This window comes from Stenotrophomonas sp. GD03680 (assembly GCF_029844625.1).
GTDB classification, from domain to species: domain Bacteria; phylum Pseudomonadota; class Gammaproteobacteria; order Xanthomonadales; family Xanthomonadaceae; genus Stenotrophomonas; species Stenotrophomonas maltophilia_P.
On record NZ_JAOCKC010000003.1, the window covers coordinates 251,886 to 273,257 of the forward strand.

Annotated in this window: 16 protein-coding genes; 10 read left to right on the forward strand and 6 right to left on the reverse strand. The window is 67.9% G+C overall.

The annotated features are described in order from the left end of the window. Window positions 1-44: 44 nt before the first annotated feature. From aceA to N5J29_RS05435, 3 genes are all read left to right on the forward strand, one after another. Window positions 45-1,337: an isocitrate lyase gene (gene aceA, locus N5J29_RS05425; protein WP_053518608.1), complete on the forward strand. Its 1,293-nt coding sequence runs from the start codon at window positions 45-47 to the stop codon at window positions 1,335-1,337. Between the two features lie 357 nt (window positions 1,338-1,694). Further along, window positions 1,695-2,735 carry a GGDEF domain-containing protein gene (locus N5J29_RS05430; RefSeq protein ID WP_053518607.1) on the forward strand — a complete coding sequence of 347 codons (1,041 nt, stop codon included), beginning with the start codon at window positions 1,695-1,697 and terminating at the stop codon, window positions 2,733-2,735. 16 nt (window positions 2,736-2,751) lie between these two features. After that, on the forward strand, window positions 2,752-5,268 hold the full coding sequence (locus N5J29_RS05435; protein ID WP_164151113.1) for a putative peptide modification system cyclase: 2,517 nt from the start codon (window positions 2,752-2,754) through the stop codon (window positions 5,266-5,268). A 7-nt stretch (window positions 5,269-5,275) separates the two neighbouring features. On the opposite strand, the gene N5J29_RS05440 is transcribed toward N5J29_RS05435, so the two are convergent. Then, on the reverse strand, window positions 5,276-5,560 hold the full coding sequence (locus N5J29_RS05440) for an NHLP-related RiPP peptide (protein WP_053518604.1): 285 nt from the start codon (window positions 5,558-5,560) through the stop codon (window positions 5,276-5,278). 118 nt (window positions 5,561-5,678) lie between these two features. Here N5J29_RS05440 and N5J29_RS05445 point away from each other — a divergent pair, with 118 nt between their 5' ends. Continuing rightward, entirely contained in the window at window positions 5,679-6,848 is a 1,170-nt protein-coding gene (locus N5J29_RS05445) for a putative peptide maturation dehydrogenase (RefSeq protein WP_053518602.1), read from the forward strand. Window positions 6,849-6,854: 6 nt separating this feature from the next. Here the strand turns inward: N5J29_RS05445 and N5J29_RS05450 are convergent, their stop codons facing one another. From N5J29_RS05450 to N5J29_RS05460, 3 genes are read right to left on the reverse strand one after another with little or no spacing between them, the layout of a single operon-like run. Then, window positions 6,855-8,837, reverse strand: a complete 1,983-nt coding sequence (locus tag N5J29_RS05450) for an acetyl/propionyl/methylcrotonyl-CoA carboxylase subunit alpha (protein WP_164151250.1) — start codon at window positions 8,835-8,837, stop codon at window positions 6,855-6,857. A 26-nt stretch (window positions 8,838-8,863) separates the two neighbouring features. After that, complete coding sequence (locus N5J29_RS05455; protein WP_164151115.1) at window positions 8,864-10,474, reverse strand: carboxyl transferase domain-containing protein; 1,611 nt, start codon at window positions 10,472-10,474, stop codon at window positions 8,864-8,866. A gap of 9 nt (window positions 10,475-10,483) precedes the next feature. After that, window positions 10,484-11,647 carry an isovaleryl-CoA dehydrogenase gene (locus tag N5J29_RS05460; RefSeq protein WP_053518598.1) on the reverse strand — a complete coding sequence of 388 codons (1,164 nt, stop codon included), beginning with the start codon at window positions 11,645-11,647 and terminating at the stop codon, window positions 10,484-10,486. 155 nt (window positions 11,648-11,802) lie between these two features. On the opposite strand from N5J29_RS05460, the gene N5J29_RS05465 reads away from it, so the two are divergent. The 3 genes from N5J29_RS05465 to N5J29_RS05475 all read left to right on the forward strand — a co-directional run bounded on the left by N5J29_RS05465 (window position 11,803) and on the right by N5J29_RS05475 (window position 14,783). Next, on the forward strand, window positions 11,803-12,420 hold the full coding sequence (locus N5J29_RS05465) for a TetR/AcrR family transcriptional regulator (protein WP_053518597.1): 618 nt from the start codon (window positions 11,803-11,805) through the stop codon (window positions 12,418-12,420). A gap of 199 nt (window positions 12,421-12,619) precedes the next feature. Continuing rightward, entirely contained in the window at window positions 12,620-13,138 is a 519-nt protein-coding gene (locus N5J29_RS05470) for a c-type cytochrome (protein WP_053518595.1), read from the forward strand. 199 nt (window positions 13,139-13,337) lie between these two features. Beyond that, a complete protein-coding gene (locus N5J29_RS05475; protein WP_164151117.1) occupies window positions 13,338-14,783 on the forward strand; it encodes an ExeM/NucH family extracellular endonuclease in 1,446 nt (481 codons plus the stop codon). Between the two features lie 60 nt (window positions 14,784-14,843). Here the strand turns inward: N5J29_RS05475 and N5J29_RS05480 are convergent, their stop codons facing one another. Beyond that, on the reverse strand, window positions 14,844-15,701 hold the full coding sequence (locus N5J29_RS05480) for a hypothetical protein (protein ID WP_065174185.1): 858 nt from the start codon (window positions 15,699-15,701) through the stop codon (window positions 14,844-14,846). A 43-nt stretch (window positions 15,702-15,744) separates the two neighbouring features. Between N5J29_RS05480 and N5J29_RS05485 the strand changes: the two genes are divergently transcribed. Both N5J29_RS05485 and zapE read left to right on the forward strand, forming a co-directional pair. Continuing rightward, window positions 15,745-16,416, forward strand: coding sequence for a CocE/NonD family hydrolase (locus N5J29_RS05485; protein ID WP_065174186.1), 672 nt, complete (start codon window positions 15,745-15,747; stop codon window positions 16,414-16,416). Further along, a complete protein-coding gene (gene zapE, locus N5J29_RS05490) occupies window positions 16,413-17,513 on the forward strand; it encodes a cell division protein ZapE (protein ID WP_053518589.1) in 1,101 nt (366 codons plus the stop codon). The genes N5J29_RS05485 and zapE overlap by 4 nt, the downstream gene beginning before the upstream one ends. 67 nt (window positions 17,514-17,580) lie before the next feature. Here the strand turns inward: zapE and N5J29_RS05495 are convergent, their stop codons facing one another. Continuing rightward, window positions 17,581-18,390, reverse strand: coding sequence for a DUF2884 family protein (locus N5J29_RS05495; protein ID WP_164151119.1), 810 nt, complete (start codon window positions 18,388-18,390; stop codon window positions 17,581-17,583). A gap of 571 nt (window positions 18,391-18,961) precedes the next feature. On the opposite strand from N5J29_RS05495, the gene N5J29_RS05500 reads away from it, so the two are divergent. Beyond that, window positions 18,962-21,364, forward strand: a complete 2,403-nt coding sequence (locus N5J29_RS05500) for a ribonucleoside-diphosphate reductase subunit alpha (protein ID WP_053518585.1) — start codon at window positions 18,962-18,964, stop codon at window positions 21,362-21,364. The last annotated feature ends 8 nt before the right edge of the window (window positions 21,365-21,372 follow it).

Consider the following 21,372-nt stretch of genomic DNA (forward strand, 5'->3'; position numbering starts at 1 on the left):
CCGCTTCCCTTCCCGCTGCACGCACCACTGAACTGGAGATAGACATGAGCACCCTGCCCACTGCCGAACAGATCCAGCACGACTGGGATACCAACCCGCGCTGGGAAGGCATCCAGCGCAACTACAGCGCCGCCGACGTGGTGCGCCTGCGCGGCACTGTCCATATCGAGCATTCGCTGGCCCGGCTGGGCGCGGAGAAGCTGTGGAAGTCGCTGCACGAGCGCGAGTTCGTCAACGCGCTGGGCGCACTGACCGGCAACCAGGCCATGCAGCAGGTCAAGGCCGGCCTGAAGGCCATCTACCTGTCCGGCTGGCAGGTGGCGGCCGATGCCAACCTGGCCGGGCAGATGTATCCGGACCAGTCGCTGTATCCGGCCGATTCGGTGCCGGCGGTGGTCAAGCGCATCAACAACACGCTGCTGCGCGCCGACCAGCTGCATCACGCTGAAGGCAAGGACGACATCGATTTCCTGCAGCCGATCGTGGCTGATGCCGAGGCCGGCTTCGGTGGCGTGCTCAATGCCTTTGAACTGATGAAGGCGATGATCGAAGCCGGCGCCGCGGGCGTGCATTTCGAGGACCAGCTGGCATCGGTGAAGAAGTGCGGCCACATGGGCGGCAAGGTGCTGGTGCCGACCCGCGAGGCCATCGAGAAACTCAACGCCGCGCGGCTGGCGGCGGATGTGCTGGGTGTGCCGACCCTGCTGGTGGCGCGCACCGACGCTGAAGCGGCCGACCTGTTGACCAGTGACATCGACGGCAACGATAAGCCGTTCACCACCGGCGAGCGCACCGTCGAAGGCTTCTACAAGACCCGCAACGGCCTGGAACAGGCCATCAGCCGCGGCCTGGCCTATGCACCGTATGCCGATCTGGTGTGGTGCGAGACCGGCAAGCCGGACCTGGAGTTCGCGCGCAGGTTCGCCGAAGCCATCCATGCGAAGTTCCCCGGCAAGCTGCTGGCCTACAACTGCTCGCCGAGCTTCAACTGGAAGAAGAACCTGGACGACGCCACCATCGCCAAGTTCCAGAAGGAGCTGGGCAGCTATGGCTACAAGTTCCAGTTCATCACCCTGGCCGGTTTCCACGCGCTGAACTACGGCATGTTCAACCTGGCCCACGGTTACGCGCGCCGGCAGATGAGCGCCTTCGTCGAGCTGCAGGAGGCGGAGTTCGAAGCGGCCGAACGCGGCTTCACCGCGGTCAAGCACCAGCGCGAGGTCGGCACCGGTTACTTCGACGCGGTCACCCAGGCGATCCAGCAGGGACAGTCCTCCACCACCGCGCTGACCGGTTCGACCGAAGAAGAGCAGTTCCACAGCGAACGCGCGGCCTGATCCAACGGTGGCCGTGCGATCGGCTGCCGACACCGCTCAGGGTGGCCAGGGAAGGGCCAGACAACGCCGGCCGGTCGGGGGACCTGCCGGCGTTGTTGTATCCCCTCGGCCCGGTCCCGCATGGCATCCGCGTCAATCGGGCGCACGCCTCGCCACGCAACTTGGCCCAAACCCTGTGAAGACGGGCATCAGCTTGATCCGGCAGGAATTTTTACGGACAGTCGTGCTCCCAAGGTGCAGCCCCCGGTCTCCACGCACCTACCGGCTGTCGATTCGTAAAAATGAGATAGAGCGCACACTTTAAAGCGGTGCTATGCTCCGCGGCTCACCAGGGGACGCTGGCGGCGGGTGCAGGGAATGACCGGCAGGGGTGCGGCCGAGAACACTGATGCAACGACCGGTATCGCCCATGTGGCGATGGCCGAGATCGTGCATGCGCTGCTGTCCGATGCCGAGGTCGCATTGTTCGCCAGATTCGGCCGGCCGCGCCGGCTCGAAGCCGGGCAGTGGCTGTTCCAGCGCGGCCATCGTGGCGAGCGCATGTATGTGATCCTGGAAGGCCGGATCGAACTGGATTTCGGCGAGGATCTGGTGATCAAGGTCCTCGGCCACCAGGAGTTCTTCGGCGAGCTGGGCCTGCTGGTCGGCGATCACCTGCGCAGTGCCGGTGCACGTGCGCTGGTCGATTGCCAGGTGCTGGAACTGGGGCCGGCCGATTTCCAGCGTCTGGTCGATGCCGATCCAGGGCTGGTGGCCTACTTCCTGCGCCGTACGATCATGCGCGTGCTGACCAACGAGCAGGCCCTGATCAGCCAGCTGCGGCGCCGCAACCACGATCTGGAAACGGCGCTCGACAATCTGTACATCACCACCCACCAGCTCACGCACACCCGTGAGCTGGTGCGTACCGACGAACTGACCGGGCTGCACAACCGCCGCGGGCTGACCCTGTACCTGCAGGAGTGCCGGGCCGATGGGCAGGGCGCACCGCAGGGCCTGCTGCTGATCGATTGTGATCGCTTCAAGCAGATCAACGACCGGCACGGTCACCAGGCCGGCGACCGGGTGCTGCAGAGCATGGGCAACATCCTGCGCTCGATGGCCGGCGAACACGACCTGGCCTGCCGCCTGGGCGGCGATGAGTTCTGCCTCATCCTGCGGCGCGGCACCCACGAAATCGTGCAGCATGCCGCCGAGTTCATCCTCAGCGCGGTGCATGGTCTACTCGAACGCAGCCATGGCACGCCCCATGTGAGCCTGGTGAGCATCGGCGCCAGCCTGCTGGCGCCGGATGCGGACTGGAGCGAGTGGTATGCGCGTGCGGACCGAGCGCTGTACCAGGCCAAGCGCGATGGCGGCAACTGCCTGCGCTGGGTGGACGCGCCGGACGGGCACTAGAGCGGAGACACCGGTGATGAAGGGCGACAAAGGAACGTCGGCGCCACACAACCAGCAGCTGCGCGCGCTGCTGTTCACCGACCTGTGCGATTCGCTGCAGCTGGTTGAGCGGATCGGTGATGTGGCGGCGGCCGAGCTGTTCCAGCAGCATGACCGTCTGGTGCTGGGTCTGCAGCAGCGCTGGAACGGGCAGCTGATCGACCGTTCCGACGGCCTGTTCGTACTGTTCGAGCGCACCATCGATGGCGTCGGTTTTGCCCTGGCCTACCAGACTGCGGTGGAGGCGCTGGGGCGTGAGCGCGGCATCGTGCTGCGCGCGCGTGCGGGCCTGCATGTCGGTGACGTGCTGTTGTGGAACAACAGTGCCGAAGCAATGGCCCATGGCGCCAAGCCGGTGGAGGTGGAGGGCCTGGCCAAGCCGATGGCGGCGCGGCTGATGCAGCTGGCCTGGCCGGGCCAGGTGTTGCTGTCGGCCACCGCCGAGCAGATGGCACGGCGCGCTACCTCCACGCTGCCCTGGGCCAGCGAGGCGCTGCGCTGGAAGCACCATGGGCGCTGGCGCTTCAAGGGCATCACCGAGCGCCAGGATGTGTTCGAGATCGGCCTGCGTGGCAGTGCGCCGCTGCGTCGACCGCGTTCGGGCGAGAAGGCATGGCGCGATCTACCCTTGTGGCGGCGTCCCGCGGCTGTGGTCACCGAGGCCGCGCTGGCGGTGACGCTGGGCGTGCTGCTGTGGATGCTGCTGCGCCCGGCGCCGGCCATCGCCTTCGCCGAACGGGACTGGGTGATCCTGGCCGCGGTGCAGAACACCACCGCCTATCCGCAGCTGGACAGCAGCCTGGAGCAGGCGCTGTACATCAGCCTGGGTCAGTCACGCTTCGTCAACATCCTCAGCGAGTTGAAGGTGCGCGACACCCTGCAGCTGATGCAGCGCTCGCCACAGGCACGGCTCGACCGAGGCCTGGCCATCGAGGTGGCCCTGCGCGACGGCGCACGCGCGGTGCTGGTACCGAGCGTGCTCGAGCTCAACGGCAAGGTGCGGGTCAGTGTCGAAGTGGTCGATCCGCACAGCGGCCAGACCGTCTATACGCGCTACGCCGATGGTCGAGGCCTGGAATCGATCCTGACCTCCACCGACCACGTGGTGGCAGCGCTGCGCGCCGACCTGGGCGAAGCGTTGCGTGATGTCGGTCGCGATCAGCGACCACTGCCCACCGTGGCGACGGCCAATCTCGATGCCCTGCATGCCTACGCCAAGGGCGTCGATGCCACGGCGGCCGCCCGCTACGACGACGCACTGATGTTCTACGAGCAGGCCACCCGGCTCGATCCCGCATTCGCCTTTGCCTATGTGGGGCAGATGACCATCCAGCACGCCAAGGGCAACCTGGAGCAGGCCGCCGTGCTGTACCGAAAGGCGGTCAGCCAGCGTGCCCACCTGACCGCACGCGACCAGCTGTACCTGGACGCGTGGGCAGCGGATTTCGCAGGTGCACCGCCCATGCGCATCGCCGACAAGTGGCGCCTGCTGACCGAGCTGTACCCGGACGACCCGGCCGGTTGGATGAACTACGCCAAGATCCTGTACACCCAGGGCGACTATGACGGCGCCCTGGCCGCAACACAGCCGCTGCTGGCCCGCCAGCATTCTCGGCGTGCGCTGGTGCTGGTGTTCGTGGCGCGGGTGCAGCTGGCCCGTGGCGAAGTCGCCGCAGCCGAAGCGGCGCTGCGTGGCGCACGCCTTCATCCGGGCTGGAATGGCGATGGCATGGAGCCGGTGATCGCCGCGCTGGCTGGTGATTTCGAGGCCGCCAATGCCGGCTTTGCGGCGATGCCCGTATCGGGGCCGGGGACGCGCATGCTGCGCGCGGCGGTGCTGGCCATGCAGGAGCGCGCGCACGAGGCAGCCACCGACATGCGGCAGGTGGCTGCCCAGTGCACGACGGTCGGTGGGCTGTGCGACATCTACGCGCTGCAGGCACTGGCCTGGCGCGAACAGGAAGGCGACCACGTGACGGCGCAGGAATACCTGCGTGTGCTGGACCGGGCGCTGGCCGCGGTCGACCGTCGCCATCCTGCGCCAGCGCGCCGCAATGCATTCATCGCCCTGGCGGCGGCCTATCATGCCGCGCGCGCAGGCCACGCCTCGGTGGTGATGCAGCGCAGGGACCCGCTGCAGGCCCTGCCCGAGCGCGACGCGGATCCGCGTCTGCGCGAGCTCTGGAACCTGCTGCGTGCCCGCATGGCCTTCGACCAGGGTGACCTGGACCAGGCGCAGGACCTGCTGGCGCAGCAGCCGTCGGCGAACCTGTTCCAGTGGCGGGTGCTGCAGCTGGATCTGGTGACCGCGCGCGGCGACCAGGCCGCGGTCGCACGGCAGGCGGCGTGGCTGCAGCGCCACGCCGGCCTGGCATTTGCTGAAGACACCGGTGACTACGCTCTGTTGCCACTGAACGCGATGGACGTGCAGCGGCTGGCGGCAGGCCGCGCCGCCGCAGTGATGCCTGACAAGGGCACGGTGGCCGCGCCCTGAGGCCGGTCTATCGATCCAGGCCGGGCAGGCCATCCTCGAACAGGAACGGCACGGTGAACGAGGCACGCGCGTCCAGCAGCTCCCGCAGGCGCGGAGCGGCCTTGGCGAACTCGGCCTTGCTGCCCAGCGTGGCCAGCGGCGTATGGCAGGCGCGCACGCAGTCTTCATCGGCGCCCAGATCGAGCAGTGCCTGGCCCGGATCAGCGGCGAAAGCCTTGCGGAAGTCATCGTCGCTGGACAGGCGTTCCAGCAGCTGCTGGACGACGTGGGTGGGAAGCGGTGAAGAAGACATGGCGTGCAACCGACGGGCTGGGAAAATGGAAGTATCGGCGGCGATCGTGCGAAGTTGATGGCAGGCACGTGCATCGCGCTATGATCGGCGCCCCCGCAGGCCTTTCGATTGCACGCCGATGAGATTCCGCCGTTGCCGGACACTGTTCGTCGAGCCGGTCGAACGCCCGGCCTTTGCATTGGCCGACCTGATGGCCGGCGGCACCGGGGTGACCTTCGAGCAGCGGCTGCAGGTGCGTACCGCCCACCTGCCTTCGGCATGCGAGATCGATGCCGACAGCTGCGCCTGGCTGTTGGCCTGCAGCGCCGAGCATTGGCAGCCGATGCCGGAGGATGCGGCCTGCCGCCGCCGCGTACTGGCGCTGCTGCAGCAGGGACTGCTGGTGAGCGACGATCCGGCCCATGCCGAGGCCTGTGCGGCCGAGCAGCGCGTGCGCGACAGCCACTGGTGGCCGCTGTCGGCGCTGCACTACCAGCAATCCTGCTGGGATGGCGTGGACAGCAGCGCGGACATGCAGCGTCAGCAGCTGGTGACCGCGCGCGACCTGGTCCGCAGCTTCGGCAATCCGCCGCCGGAGGCGCCGCCACGCCAGCCCGGCGCGCTTGCGCTGCCCCGCTGCGATGATGATCCGATGCAGGAACTGCTGCAGGCGCGTGCCACCTGCCGGAATTTCGATGCGACCCGCGCGCTGCCGCTGCCGTTGCTGGCACGGCTGCTGCAGCAGGTGCTGATGGCGCAGGCACAGGTGGAAACCGATCCGGACGTGCGGTTCCTGAAGAAGAACGTGCCCTCGGCCGGCAGCCTGCATCCGCTGGAAGCCTATCTGATGGTCCGCGACGTGCAGGGCCTGGCGCCGGGGCTCTACCATTACCACGCAGTCGCGCATGAACTGGCCCCGCTGCCGGTGCAGCCCGACGATCCCGCAGGGTTCCGCCTGCGCCTGCTGGCGGGCCAGCACTGGTTCGCCGATGCCCACGTGCTGCTGGTACTGGTGTGCCGCTTCGAGCGCACCTTCTGGAAGTACCGCAACCACGCCAAGGCCTACCGTGCGGTCATGCTCGACGCCGGGCACATCTCGCAGGCGTTCTACAGCGCGGCCACCGCACAGGGCCTGGGCGCGTTCGTCACGGCGGCCATCAACGAGGCCGAGGCCGCGCGCGCGCTTGCCCTGCAGCCGATGGCGGAAGGCGCGCTGGCGGTATGCGGCTTCGGCTGGCGCGCGGCAACGATGCAGACCTCGGAGATGGACCCGGCGGGCCGTGTCTGGCCCGCCAGGATCACGCCGTAGCGTGGCTCAGGCCGCTTCGAAGTCGACCAGCACCGCGCCGTCCCCGACCTGGTCGCCGGCCTTCGCCCGGTAACCCTTCACTGTGCCGTCGGCCGGTGCATGCAGGGTGTGCTCCATCTTCATCGCCTCGAGTACCACCAGCGGCGTGCCGCGCTTGACCTGGGCACCGGCCTCGACCAGCGTGGCCACGATCCTGCCGGGCATCGGCGCCAGCAGGCTGCCTGCATCGGCCACCGCATGCTCCGACTCGCCGACCGGGTCGTGCAGGGTGAAGCGGTGCTGGCCATCGGCGCCGAACAGATACAGCTGGTCACCCTCGCGCAGCAGCTGCAGTGACCAGCGACGGCCGTCCAGTTGCACCGTCAGGTGCTGGCTGTCGAGGCGACCGAGCACCGACTGCGGGGCCGCATCATCACATTGCACACGCCAGCCATCGGCCTGTGCCCACACCTTCAGCACGTGCCGGCGCTCTCCCTGCTGCAGCGGCAGCACGCGGGGCGCTGGCGCACCCAGGCGCCAGCCATCCTGTGCGCGCCAGGGCGAATGGGGATCGCGCGGGTCGCTGCCGGCGTCGGCCGTGCTGGCAACCGCGGCGACCGCGGCCAGCTGCCACAGTGCATCGTCGCTGTCACCGACGGCACTCAGGGCGGCCTGCTCGCGTTCGATCAGTGCGGTATCCAGCCGGGCGTGCGCGAATGAATCGGTGTGGACCAGCCGGCGCAGGAAACCGGCATTGGTGGTCACGCCCACCACCTGGCAGTCAGCCAGCGCCTGGCTCATGCGGTGCAATGCGCTGTCGCGGTCCACATCCCAGACGATCAGCTTGGCGATCATCGGGTCGTAATACGGCGTGATGGCGTCGCCTTCCTCCACGCCGGTATCCACGCGCACGTTGGCCGAAGCAGCCGGCAGGCGCAGGCGGCGCAGGGTACCGGTGGACGGCAGGAAGCCGCGGTCGGCATCTTCGGCGTACAGCCGTGCTTCGATCGCGTGGCCTTGGATGGCCAGCTGGTCCTGGCGCAGCGGCAGTGGCTGGCCGCAGGCCACGCGCAGCTGCCATTCCACCAGGTCGGTACCGGTGATGAACTCGGTGACCGGGTGCTCGACCTGCAGGCGGGTGTTCATTTCCATGAAGTAGAAATCACCGTCCGGGCCGGCGATGAACTCCACCGTGCCCGCGCCGACGTAGCCCACGGCGCGTGCAGCGTCGACCGCCGCCTGGCCCATCGCCGCGCGGCGCTCGGCACTCATGCCCGGTGCCGGGGCCTCTTCCAGCACTTTCTGGTGCCGGCGTTGCACCGAGCAGTCACGCTCGAACAGGTAGACCGCATCACCGTGGCTGTCGCCGAACACCTGGATCTCGATATGGCGCGGGCGCTCGACATACTTCTCGACCAGCACGTGGTCGTTGCCGAACGCCGAGGCGGCCTCGCGCTGGCAGCTGGCCAGCGCATCGATGAAGTCCTCGCTGCGTTCGACCTTGCGCATGCCCTTGCCGCCACCGCCGGCGCTGGCCTTGATCAGCACCGGATAGCCGATCGTATCGGCCTGCGCGCGCAGGAAGTCCGGCGCCTGCTGGTCACCGTGATAACCCGGCGTCAGCGGCACGCCGGCTTTGGCCATCAAGGCCTTGGCCGCGCTCTTGTCACCCATCGCGCGGATCGCGCTGGCCGGCGGCCCGATGAAGGTGATGCCGGCGGCGGCGCAGGCATCGGCGAAGTCGGCGTTCTCGGACAGGAAGCCGTATCCGGGATGGATCGCCTGCGCGCCGCTCCGGCGTGCGGCGTCGAGCAGGGCCTCGCCGCGCAGATAGCTCTCGCGTGCGGCGGCCGGCCCGATGTGGATGGCCTCGTCGGCCAGGCGCACGTGGCGGGCATTGCGGTCCGCATCGGAATACACCGCCACGGTGGCGACGCCGAGGCGGCGGCAGGTGGTGATGACGCGGCAGGCGATTTCGCCACGGTTGGCGATCAGGACTTTGGTGAACATGGCGACAGGCTCGGTCATGGCGCGGGTTACATGCGGAACACGCCGAAGCGCGTCTGCTGCGGGGCGGCGTTGAGGCTGGCCGACAGCGCCAGGGCCAACACCCGGCGGGTATCGGCCGGATCGATCACACCGTCGTCCCACAGGCGCGCGCTGGCGTAGTACGGGTGGCCCTGCTGCTCGAACTGCTCGCGGATCGGCGCCTTGAACGCGTCCTCTTCCTCGGCGGGCCATTGCCCGCCCTTGGCTTCGATGCCATCGCGACGCACCGTGGCCAGCACGCTGGCGGCCTGTTCGCCACCCATCACGCCGATGCGTGCGTTGGGCCACATCCACAGGAAATTCGGCGAATAGGCCCGCCCACACATGCCGTAGTTGCCGGCGCCGAACGAGCCGCCGATCACCACGGTGAACTTGGGCACCTTCGCGCAGGCGACCGCCATCACCAGCTTGGCACCGTCCTTGGCGATACCGCCCTGTTCGTACTTGCGCCCGACCATGAAGCCGGTGATGTTCTGCAGGAACAGCAGCGGGATGCCGCGCTGGGTGCACAGCTCGATGAAGTGCGCGCCCTTCAGGGCGGACTCGGAGAACAGGATGCCGTTGTTGGCGATGATGCCGATCGGGTAGCCGTTCAGATGGGCGAAGCCGGTGACCAGGGTGGCGCCATAGCGCGGCTTGAATTCATCGAAGCGCGAGCCATCGACCAGGCGTGCGATCACCTCGCGCACGTCGTAGGGCTTGCGCGTGTCGGCCGGGATCACGCCGTACAGTTCGTGCGCCGGCAGCAACGGTTCCTCCGGCGGCTGCATCGCCATCGCCGGTTCCGGCTTGCGCCAGTTCAGCTGGGCGATGATCGCGCGGACCCGTGCCAGCGCCTGCAGGTCGTTGTCGGCCATGTGGTCGGCCACGCCGGAAATGCGCGTGTGCACGTCCGCGCCGCCCAGTTCCTCGGCCGTTACCACTTCACCGGTGGCCGCCTTCACCAGCGGCGGGCCGCCGAGGAAGATGGTGCCCTGCTCGCGCACGATCACCGTTTCATCGCTCATCGCCGGCACGTAGGCCCCACCGGCGGTGCAGCTGCCCATGACGCAGGCGATCTGCGGGATGCCCTGCGCGGACAGGTTGGCCTGGTTGTAGAAGATGCGGCCGAAGTGGTCGCGATCGGGGAACACCTCGTCCTGCAGCGGCAGGAAGGCGCCACCGGAGTCGACCAGATAGATGCACGGCAGGTGGTTCTGCTCGGCGATCTCCTGTGCACGCAGGTGCTTCTTCACCGTCATCGGGTAATAGGTGCCGCCCTTGACCGTGGCATCGTTGGCCACGATCACGCACTCCACGCCGCTGACCCGGCCGATGCCGGCGACCACGCCGGCTGCCGGCACAGCGTCGTCGTACATGCCATGAGCAGCCAGCGGCGCGATTTCGAGGAATGCACTGCCGGCATCGAGCAGGGCGTCGATGCGGTCGCGTACCAGCAGCTTGCCGCGCGCGGTGTGCTTGGCGCGTGCCGCCTCGCTGCCGCCCAGGGCAGTGCGGGCGAGGGTGGCGTGCAGATCGTCGACCACGGCCTGCATCGCCGCGCGGTTGCTTTCAAACGTGTCGCTGCCCGGTTGCAGCTGGCTGTTCAGGACGGTCATGGGGTGGCCTTACAGGGTGCGCTGGAACAATTCACGGCCGATCAGCATGCGGCGGATCTCCGACGTGCCCGCACCGATCTCGTACAGCTTGGCGTCGCGCCACAGGCGGCCGGTCGGGTACTCGTTGATGTAGCCGTTGCCACCGAGGATCTGGATCGCCTGCCCGGTCAGCCAGGTGGCCTTCTCGGCGGCGTACAGGATCGCACCGGCCGCGTCCTGGCGGGTGGTACGGCCCTGGTCGCAGGCGCGTGCCACGGCGTACACGTAGGCGCGGCAGGCGCCCAGGCCCACGTACATGTCGGCGATCTTGGCCTGGATCAGCTGGAAGCTGCCGATCGCTTCGCCGAACTGGTGGCGTTCGTGCACGTACGGCATCACCACGTCCATGGCCGCAGCCATCAGCCCCAGCGGGCCGCCGGACAGCACCACGCGCTCGTAGTCCAGGCCGGACATCAGCACGCGCACGCCACCGCCGACGCTGCCGAGCACGTTCTCTTCGGGAATCTCGCAGTCCTGGAACACCAGCTCGCAGGTCGGCGAGGAGCGCATGCCCAGCTTGTCCAGCTTCTGCGCGGTGGAGAAACCCGGCATGCCCTTTTCAACCAGGAAGGCGGTGATGCCCCTGGCGCCGGCGTCCATGTCGGTTTTGGCATAGACCACCAGCACATCGGCGTCCGGGCCGTTGGTGATCCACATCTTGTTGCCGTTGAGGACATAGCGATCGCCACGCTTGTCGGCGCGCAGCTTCATCGATACCACGTCCGAACCGGCGCCGGGTTCGCTCATCGCCAGTGCGCCCACCTTGGCGCCGCTGCACAGGTCGGGCAGGAAGCGCTGCTTCTGCGCCTCGCTGCCGTTCTTGCGCAGCTGGTTCACGCACAGGTTGGAGTGCGCGCCATAGGACAGGCCGATGCCGCCGGAGGCGCGCGAGACCTCTTCCATCGCCACCACGTGGGCCAGGTAGCCCATGCCGGTACCGCCGTATTCTTCCTCGACGGTAAGGCCGAGCAGGCCCTGTTCGCCCAGTTTCGGCCACAGTGCCTGCGGGAACTGGTTGGTCGCATCGGCCTCGGCCGCCAGCGGCGCGATCTCGGCGGCGGCAAAATGGGCCACGCTCTGGCGCAGCAGGTCGATCTCTTCACCGAGATCGAAGTTCAGGGATGGCACGTGCATTACAGCGGCTCCACGGCGGCAAAGTGGGGGATGGACGCACCCAGGGCTTGCCGGCGATGGTTTCCAGGACCGCGCCGGCACGGGCGAGGCCCCAGCGTAACGGGGTTCGGGAAAGAAGTGAACACAAATTCAAAAATTGAAACCAGAATCAAAACATGGCCTACAAACGCTCTGCACTGATGGAAGAACGCCTGGCCGGGGCCCGCGAGCGGATCCTGCTGGCAACCCGTGAACGGGTCGCCACCGGCGGCTGGCGAAACGCCCCGGTGACCGCCGTGGCAACCCAGGCGGGGGTCTCCACCGGCCTGATATACCGTCATTTCCCCTCCAAGGCCGACCTGTTCGTGGAGGTGCTCAACGCGGCGGTGGCCCATGAAGTGGCGATCATGGAACGCATCGCCAGCGGCCCGGAGGCGGCCAGCGAGCGCCTGCGGCTGGCCATCGCCGCCTTCGTGCGCCGCGCCCTGGCGGGTCCGGGGCTGGCCCACGCCTTCATCGTCGAACCGGTCGATCCGGACGTGGAAGCCGAGCGCATGCGCGGCCGCCGTGCCTTCGGTGATGTGTTCCTGCGCCTGGTGGAGGAAGGCGTGGCCGCCGGCGAACTGCCTGCGCAGGATGCGCATGTGGCGGCCGCGTGCCTGGTCGGCGCCTTCACCGAAGCGATGGTTGGCCCGACTGCGCCCAGCCGTGAAGCGCATCGCGACGAGGATGCGCTGGTCGACGCCATCTGCAGCTTCTGCCTGCGTGCCATCGGCGCACCGGTAAATCGGTAGCGCCGGGCCATGCCCGGTGGCTTGTGTTGCTGGGGTCAGATCCCTTTTGCGGCGCAAAAGGGATCTGACCCCAGCCCCCGGCATGTTGCGCCGCACCAGCATTGACGCCTGTTGTCGCGCGCAGGGTGCGTTCTATACTCGGCCCATCACGCAGTCGCTCAGCCGTGGTCCAACGACTACCAGCCAGGGGTAACGAAGAGTGCGGAATTACGATCTGGAGTTCCTGAAACGCTTCTCCATGGTGATCGCGCTGTTGATGGCCATCACTCTGGGTCTGATCTTCCTTGCCGCCTTCCTGCACACCCGGATTCCGCCCGAGGTGTCGCCCACTGCGGCCAAACGCACCGAACAGCGCATCGCGCCGACCGGAGCGGTGTACGCCGGCAGTACCGGTGCGGCCGCGCAGGCAGCCGCCAAGGCGGCCGCGCTGGCCAAGGCCGCCTCGCAGGTGGCCTACGGCGGCACCACCGATGGCAAGGTCATCTTCGACAACCTGTGCACCGCCTGCCACACCACCGGGGTGGGCCAGGCGCCGACCCTGGACCGCGCGCACTGGGACCAGCGCATCACGCAGGGCAAGGACACGCTCTACAAGCACGCCATCGAGGGCTACACCGGCCCGGACGGCGGCATCATGCCTCCCAAGGGCGGCAACCCGGCGCTGACCGAGGAACAGATCCACGCCACCGTGGACTGGATGCTGGGCAACCTGAAGTAGGACCTTTCCGCAGCGCCGGGCCTGCCCTCGGCAGCCTCTGCGCCACCTGCGCGGGCGGCTGCCGGACATGGGCCCGGCGCTGCCATCCCGTCGTCGACGGCCCCCGGGGCTTTGCCCACCCGGGCCGATCGCCGGGCTGCAGTCGGGCGTTCGTATTTCGGGGTTAGTCTGTGCCTCCCTTCCGTGGAGTCGCCCGTCGATGCGCCGCCGTTCCCTTGTTCTCGCCCTGTCCCTGCTGCTGCCGGCACCTGCCTTTGCCCAGGCCCAGCCGCAGGCCATGCCGGCCCCGGCGACGTCCACCCCGCGCAACTCCACCGTTGTACTGGCCACCGCGCCGGCCGACTGGCGCGCGCTGGACGGCCAGCGTGTGCGCATCGCTGCGCCGCTGACCCTGGCCGGCACCGACGCTCTGGAACGCTCCGGCCAGCTGACGGTCGCCTTCGGCGGTCGCCTGTGGCAGCCGACCGAAGTGGCCGCGCCAGGCACCGCCGGCATCGAACAGGTGATGGCTGACAACCTGCGCCGCCGCCTGGTCCTGGACGATGGCAGCGACGTGCGTGATCCGGGCAGCGTGGCCTACCTGCCGGGCAACCCGGTGCTGCGCACCGGCATGCTGCTGCGCAATGTGGAAGGCACTGTCCGCGTGGACGCGCAGGGCCGCCCCCAGCTGCGGGTCGAAGGCACGCTGAGCCTGCCCGCACTGCAGCGGCCGGCGGTGCCGGACGTGCCTGGCAGCCTGCGTATCGCGGCGTTCAACCTGGAAAACTACTTCAATGGCGACGGCCAGGGTGGCGGCTTCCCGACGCTACGCGGTGCCCGCACGCTGGAGGAGCACAAGGCCCAGGTGGCCAAGCTGGTCGCCACCATCAATGCGCTCGATACCCACATCGCCGCCCTGATGGAGCTGGAGAACGATGGCTACGGACCGCAGTCGGCCATTGCCGAACTGCTGGCCGCGCTCAATGACCGACCGCACGCCGGGCCGGACGACGCATGGGTGGCGGTCGATCCGGGCGAAGGCCCCGGCACCAATCCCATCCGCGTCGGCATCATCTACAAGCGCGGTGCGTTCAAAACATTGGGCCCGCCGTTGACCAAGCTTGACGGCCCGTTTGCCGAGCACAGCCGCGCACCGCTGGCACAGGCTTTCCAGGGCAAGGGCGCGCCGTTCATGGTGGTCGCCAACCACTTCAAGTCCAAGGGGTGCCGCGACGCCAGCGGTGCCGACGCCGACCGCAACGATGGCCAGGGCTGCTGGAATGCGACGCGCGTCGAATCGGCCCGCCAGCTCAACCAGTGGGTACAGGCCGAAGCCGCGCGCCTGAAGGTGAAGGATGTGGTGATGCTGGGCGATTTCAACGCCTATGCGATGGAGGATCCGATCCGCACGCTGCACACGCTGGGCTGGCAGGACGCCTTCAAGGTGGCCAAGGTCGAACATCCCTACAGCTACGTCTACAACGGCTACAGCGGCCGCCTCGACCACGCCCTGCTGAGTCCGTCCATGGCCCGCCGCCTGGCGGGCGCCGCCGAATGGCACAGCAATGCCGACGAGCAGGACGCCAGCGGCTACCAGGGGCGCAATGTGCCCGGCCCATGGCGCAGCTCCGACCACGACCCGCTGCTGCTGGGCTTCGACAAGTAATGCCCAACGCCGGGGTCGGATCCCATTCCAACGGAATGGGATCCGACCCCCGGGCCGTACTCACCCCCAGGCGATCAATCCGATCGCCAGCACTGCCAGCGCCAGGCCGGCCCGGTTCCACTTCGTGGTCGGTTCGCCAAAGGCAAACACGCCCACCAGCGCGCCCAGTACCACCACGCCGATGTTCATGCCGGCGAACACCGTGGCCGGGCTGTCCGGCATCGCCTGGTGCGCGTGCACATAGAACAGGATGTTGCCGCCGTTGAGCAGGCCCAGCAGCGCACCCGCGCCGAGGTTGTGCCAGGCCAACCGGCTGCGACCGCTGAAGTGCCGCCACAGCTGCAATGCCAGCATCAGCACGAAGGCCACGCTGAAGCTGGCCAGCACCGCCGCCATCGACGGCGTGCCGGACAGCGCCACCTGCTTGAGCAGCACGTCCACCACCGCGAAGCCGCCCCACACGCCCAGCAGCCAGCCCCAGCCACCCGGCGAGGACGCCACCGCCGGGCCGCGCGGGCGCAGGCTGATGGCCACCATCGCCAGCAGGCCCAGGCCGAGCCCGGCCAGCTTCCACGGCGTGGCGGTCTGGCCGAAGAACAGGAACGCCGCCGCCAGTGACAGCAGCAGCGACAGCCGCTGCGCCACGTCGCTGCGGACGATGCCGGCCACCGCCACCGCGCGGCCCAGCACCAGGAAGATCGAGGGCAGCACCACCGCCAGCGCCAGCAGCGCAGCCCACGGCGCGTGTGGTGTGCGCAGTGCGTCCAGCGGCGGCTGCAGCACCACGGCGGTCAGGGTCGCGGCCACCAGGTAGTTCCAGGTGACCATCTGCGCAACATCCAGTTGGCGGCGTCCGGCCACCTTCAACAACACCGAAACCAGCACGCTGCAGATCACGGCCAAAGACAGGTAGAGCATGGGGCGGGCACAGGGCAGGGGCGGGGGACGGTATCATGGTGCCATGCACAAGCCTTCGTTCCCCGTCGCCCCCGGCGAAACCGCCTGCCTCGAACTGGACGGCCCGGCCGGCCCGCTGGAAGTGGTCGTCGACCTGCCCAAGGCCGATGTGCCGGTGCAGCCGATCGTGGCCATCGTCTGCCATCCGCTGTCCACCGAGGGCGGCACCCTGCACAACAAGGTGGTCACCATGACCGCCAGCACCCTGCGCGAGCTGGGCATCGCCACGGTGCGCTTCAACTTCCGCAGCGTCGGTGGTTCGGCGGGCACCTTCGATGGCGGCGTGGGCGAGCAGGATGACCTGAAGGCCGTGACCGCCTGGGTGCGCAGCCAGCGCCCCGACGACCGCCTGTGGCTGGCCGGCTTCAGCTTTGGTGCGTTCGTTTCGCTGAAGGCCGCCGCCACGCTGCAGCCAGAGGCGCTGATCTCGATCGCGCCGCCGGCCGGCCGCTGGGATTTCGACGGCGTGCAGCCACCGGCCCGCTGGCTGGTGATCCAGGGCGAGCAGGACGAGATCGTCGACCCGCAGGCGGTCTATCAGTGGCTGGACGCGCTGCAGGCTCCGCATGAGCTGGTGCGGATGCCCGACACCAGCCACTTCTTCCATCGCAAGCTGATCGACCTGCGCGGTGCGTTGACCCACGGCGTCAAGCACTGGCTGGGCGCAGCGGCATGAGTGCAGTCGAGTTGACCCCGTCGCAGCGGTATGCGGCCGGGGTTGCCCGGGGTGACTGGCAGGACGACCCCGCCCAGCACGCGGCGCTGGCCGAGCTGGACCGCATCCACGTGGGCCTGCTGGACAACGCCGACGACGGCTGGCTGGACCGGTTGTCCTCGTTCTGGAAGAAGCCCGAGCCGGTCAAGGGGCTGTATTTCTGGGGGGGTGTCGGCCGCGGCAAGACCTTCCTGGTGGATCTGTTCTACGACGGGCTGCCAATCAAGCAGAAGTACCGCACCCACTTCCATCGTTTCATGCGCAGCGTCCACGAGCGCCTGCGCGAGCACCAGGGCCAGAGCGACCCGTTGGCGAAGATCGCCCAGGAATGGCGCAGCAACCTGCGCGTGCTGGTGCTGGACGAATTCTTCGTCACCGACATCGGCGACGCCATGCTGCTGGCGCGCCTGCTCGAACGCCTGTTCGCCGAGGGCGTGACCCTGGTCACCACCTCCAATACGGCGGTGGAGAACCTGTATCTCAATGGCCTGCAGCGCGAGAGCTTCCTGCCCGCCATCAGCCTGCTGCAGCGCTTCTGCGTCGAGCTGTACGCCGAAGGCACGGAGGATTACCGGATGCGCGCGCTGACCCGCTCGCCGGTGTACCGCGCGCCGCTGGCCGCCGATAGCGACGACTGGCTCGCCACGCGCTGGAACGAACTGAGTGGTGGTCAGCCCGCCAAGGCCGGCAACATCGAGATCGAAGGCCGCAAGATTCCGGTCCGCGGCCGGGGCAAGAGCATCGCCTGGTTCGACTTCGCCGCCCTGTGCGAAGGCCCGCGCGGCCCATCGGACTACATCGAGATCGCACACGAGTTCAATACGGTGCTGCTGGGCGGCATTCCCGCCTTCGATCGCCTGAACGAGGACGCCGCGCGCCGCTTCGTCAACCTGATCGACGAACTGTACGACCGCCACGTCAACCTGGTCTGCACCGCCAGCACCTCGCCGGTCGAGCTGTACACCGGCCAGCGCCTGCAGGGCGCGTTCGAGCGCACCGCCTCGCGCCTGATCGAGATGCAGAGCGCTGAATACCTGGGTACCCCGCACCGGGCGTGAGGGCCCGGGAGCTGCACGATCTGCCGGAAAGGCAGCCGCGCGCAGGCGCTGCAGCGGCAGCTCGAGGTTACCGGCTGGGCGCCAGTGCGTTGCCCTGCGGCCGCTCCTCCGGCCCGGTCGACAGCTGCAGGCCGTCGTCGCTGCGCTCCAGCAGCCGCAGCGGCTGGCCCTGGTAACGCACTTCCAGCGCATCGTGGGTATCGGCCAGCGCACGCACCAGCGGGCACAACGCCATGGCGCTGGCCTCCACGCGCTGGGCACCGGCTTCCAGGCGCCGGTCCAGCTCGGCATCCAGGCGCTCGGCGCGTTCCTCCATGGCGTCGCTGCGGCCGGTGAAGACCTGCCAGAGCACGCTGCGGGCGATCGAGCCGGACAGCGTCTCGGCCATGTCCTGCACCTTCGCCTCGAATCCGGGACCGAAGGTCGCCTGTTCCCAGTAGCCCTTTCCGAGCGTCCCCTCGATCCAGTCATCCGCCTGCCGCCGCAGGCGCCTGACCTTGCGGCTGTTGGCGGTGCCGGTCAGGCTCTCGTAGACGCCATCGAGCGCGTCGAAGCTCAGCTGGCTGACATCGCGCGCCAATGCCGTGGCGGCGGGCATCAACCGGCGCGCGCCGGCCTCCAGCTGGCGCAGGCGGGCGGCATCGGCGTCGCTGACCGGCACGATCGTGTCATCCAGGCTCAGCACACCATCGTGGAACACCACCTCGTGCGGCGCCTGCGGGCCGTGTCGCAGCCAGATGCCGCCGCTGTCCACCAGCACGTCATAGTCCGTGCGGATGCCACACTGGTCCGCGTGCAGCTTCGGCGCGTCGGCCGCCTGCGCCGGCATGATGCACAGCGCCGACAGCATTGCCAGGGCAGGCAGTCGCAGGTCCATTGGACATTCCTTTTCCAGTCGCCAGAGCCCAGGGTCCGCCTCTCCGGCCTGTCCGTCATCGGCCGGAAGTCACGCCGTCCACCGGATTCCCACCGGCTGCCCACCTTCTATCCACAGGGTTGTGCCTTGGTCATTCCGTTACTGTCATGTGAAGCTGTCATTGTTCTGTTTCCGCACGCCGTTGTACTGCCGGAATGACGCGTTCCGGTCTTGACTGCGCGGCCCGTTCCGGCAGGTCCAAAGCGTCTGATCCGGGCGCCGATGGCACGATCCTTGCGGCGCAAGGGATTGCCGAATTTCACTACATTTGGCGTTGACGGACCCCACCACCCCCACTATCTTGTGGCCATCGGTCGCAGCGACCCCACGTCGCAAGGACAACGGGGAAGGCGCAGAGGCGGGAGCCACGCGGCACCCCCGTCCACAGCGATACCCGTCGGCGACCGTCACGGCAGCGGCAGGCGCAGGTCTCACCTCCTGCGACGCCCAGCTGCCATCCTGGACCGTCATGTCCTGGGCCGCGCCACCGATGCACCTGCAACCACCCCATCACGCCAAGAGGACACACGCCGTGACCACCGAAACCAGCGCCACCATCGAAAAGGAAAGCGAGTTCCTGTTGACGTCGCCGCCGACGGCCAACGCGATGAGTGTGACCAAGCGCAATGGCACGACCGAACTGGTGGACCTGAACAAGATCGTGCGTGCGGTGCAGCGTTCCTCCGAAGGCCTGCACGCCGTCGATCCGATGCGCGTGGCCACCCGCACCATTTCCGGCCTGTACAACGGCGCCACCACCCGCGAGCTGGACGAGCTGTCCATCCGCACCGCCGCCCTGCTGATCGGTGAAGAACCCGAGTACGGCCGTCTGGCCGCGCGCCTGCTGGCCAACTACATCGCCAAGGAAGTGTCGGGCCAGGAAATCTATGCCTTCTCGCAGTCGGTCAGCCGTGGCCATGAAGTCGGCCTGATCAACGACCGCCTGCTGAACTTCGTGCAGACCAACGCGCGCAAGCTCAACGATGCGATCGACATCTCGCTGGACCTGAACTTCGATTACTTCGGCCTGCGTACCCTGTACGACCGCTACCTGCTGCGCCATCCGCACACCCGCAAGGTGATCGAGACCCCGCAGCAGTTCTTCCTGCGCATCGCCAGCGCGCTGAGCGAGGACGTGTCCGAGACCCTGGCGCTGTACAAGCGCATGGGCAACCTGGACTACCTGCCGTCCAGCCCGACCCTGTTCAATTCCGGCACCACCCACGAGCAGCTGTCCTCGTGCTTCCTGCTCGATTCGCCGCAGGACTCGCTGGAGTCGATCTACTCCAAGTACGGCGACATCGCCCAGCTGTCGAAGTTCTCCGGCGGCATCGGCGTCAGCTACACCCGCGTGCGTTCGCGTGGTTCGCTCATCAAGTCCACCAACGGCCATTCCAACGGCATCGTGCCGTGGCTGAAGACCATGGACTCGTCCGTGGCGGCGGTGAACCAGGGCGGCAAGCGCAAGGGCGCGGCCTGCGTGTACCTGGAAACCTGGCACGCCGACATCGAGGATTTCCTCGAGCTGCGTGACAACACCGGTGATGAAGCCCGCCGTACCCACAACCTGAACCTGGCCAACTGGGTGCCGGACCTGTTCATGAAGCGCGTCGAGGCCGACCAGGAATGGTCGCTGTTCGATCCGCGCGTCGTGCCGGAGTTCACCGATCTGTTCGGCGAAGCCTTCGAGCAGGCCTACCTGCAGGCCGAAGCCCAGGGCAAGGCCAACCGCACCATCTCCGCCCGCAAGCTGTACGCCCGCATGATGCGTACGCTGGCCGAGACCGGCAACGGCTGGATGACCTTCAAGGACAAGTGCAACCGCGCCAGCAACCAGACCCTGCGTCCGGGCAACGTGATCCACCTGTCCAACCTGTGCACGGAAATCCTGGAGGTCACCTCCAACGATGAAACCGCGGTGTGCAACCTGGGTTCGATCAACCTGGGCAACCACTTCGACGAGCACAACGAGTTCGACTTCGAGAAGCTGGCCGAGACCGTGCGCCTGGCCGTGCGCCAGCTCGACCGTGTCATCGACCTGAACTTCTACCCGATCGAAACCGCCCGCCGCGCCAACCTGCGCTGGCGCCCGGTCGGCCTGGGCTGCATGGGCCTGCAGGACGTGTTCTTCCGCAAGCGCCTGCCGTTCGACAGCGCCGAAGCCCGTGCCCTGTCGAAGAAGATCGCCGAGACGATCTACTTCCACGCGCTGGAAACCTCGACCGAGCTGGCCCAGGAACGCGGCAAGCACCCGTCGTTCAACGACACCCGTGCCGCCAGTGGCGAACTGCAGTTCGACGCCTGGAACGTGGTGCCGGAAGACACCGCGCGCTGGGATGCCCTGCGTGCCCGCATCAAGGAGCACGGCCTGCGCAACTCGCTGATGATCGCGATCGCCCCGACCGCGACCATCGCCTCCATCGCCGGCTGCTACGAGTGCGTCGAGCCGCAGGTGTCCAACCTGTTCAAGCGCGAAACCCTGTCCGGTGACTTCCTGCAGGTCAACCGCTACCTGGTGAACGAGCTGAAGAAGCTGGGCCTGTGGACCGCCGACATGCGCGATGCCATCAAGCTGGCCGAAGGTTCCATCGCCGGCCTGACGCAGATTCCGGAAACCCTGCGCGAGGTCTACCGCACCGCGTGGGAACTGCCGATGCGTTCGCTGATCGACATGGCCGCCGAGCGTGGCGCCTTCATCGACCAGTCGGCCTCGCTCAACCTGTTCATGGAAAGCCCGAACATCGGCGCGATGTCGTCCATGTACATGTACGCGTGGAAGCAGGGCATCAAGACCACCTACTACCTGCGCTCGCGTCCGGCCACCAAGATCGCCAAGACCACGGTCAGCAACGCGGCCCCGGCCAAGGTGTTCAGCCCGGACGAAGCCATCGCCTGCTCGCTGGAGAACCCGGAAGCCTGCGAGGCCTGCCAGTAATCGCGCGC

What these genes read in the sequence shown, in the direction of transcription:
- aceA (WP_053518608.1), top strand. Translation starts at nt 45, where the DNA reads ATGAGCACCCTGCCCACTGCCGAACAGATCCAGCACGACTGGGATACC.
- N5J29_RS05430 (WP_053518607.1), top strand. Translation starts at nt 1,695, where the DNA reads ATGACCGGCAGGGGTGCGGCCGAGAACACTGATGCAACGACCGGTATC.
- N5J29_RS05435 (WP_164151113.1), top strand. Translation starts at nt 2,752, where the DNA reads ATGAAGGGCGACAAAGGAACGTCGGCGCCACACAACCAGCAGCTGCGC.
- N5J29_RS05440 (WP_053518604.1), bottom strand. Translation starts at nt 5,560, where the DNA reads ATGTCTTCTTCACCGCTTCCCACCCACGTCGTCCAGCAGCTGCTGGAA.
- N5J29_RS05445 (WP_053518602.1), top strand. Translation starts at nt 5,679, where the DNA reads ATGAGATTCCGCCGTTGCCGGACACTGTTCGTCGAGCCGGTCGAACGC.
- N5J29_RS05450 (WP_164151250.1), bottom strand. Translation starts at nt 8,837, where the DNA reads ATGTTCACCAAAGTCCTGATCGCCAACCGTGGCGAAATCGCCTGCCGC.
- N5J29_RS05455 (WP_164151115.1), bottom strand. Translation starts at nt 10,474, where the DNA reads ATGACCGTCCTGAACAGCCAGCTGCAACCGGGCAGCGACACGTTTGAA.
- N5J29_RS05460 (WP_053518598.1), bottom strand. Translation starts at nt 11,647, where the DNA reads ATGCACGTGCCATCCCTGAACTTCGATCTCGGTGAAGAGATCGACCTG.
- N5J29_RS05465 (WP_053518597.1), top strand. Translation starts at nt 11,803, where the DNA reads ATGGCCTACAAACGCTCTGCACTGATGGAAGAACGCCTGGCCGGGGCC.
- N5J29_RS05475 (WP_164151117.1), top strand. Translation starts at nt 13,338, where the DNA reads ATGCGCCGCCGTTCCCTTGTTCTCGCCCTGTCCCTGCTGCTGCCGGCA.
- N5J29_RS05480 (WP_065174185.1), bottom strand. Translation starts at nt 15,701, where the DNA reads ATGCTCTACCTGTCTTTGGCCGTGATCTGCAGCGTGCTGGTTTCGGTG.
- N5J29_RS05485 (WP_065174186.1), top strand. Translation starts at nt 15,745, where the DNA reads ATGCACAAGCCTTCGTTCCCCGTCGCCCCCGGCGAAACCGCCTGCCTC.
- zapE (WP_053518589.1), top strand. Translation starts at nt 16,413, where the DNA reads ATGAGTGCAGTCGAGTTGACCCCGTCGCAGCGGTATGCGGCCGGGGTT.
- N5J29_RS05495 (WP_164151119.1), bottom strand. Translation starts at nt 18,390, where the DNA reads ATGGACCTGCGACTGCCTGCCCTGGCAATGCTGTCGGCGCTGTGCATC.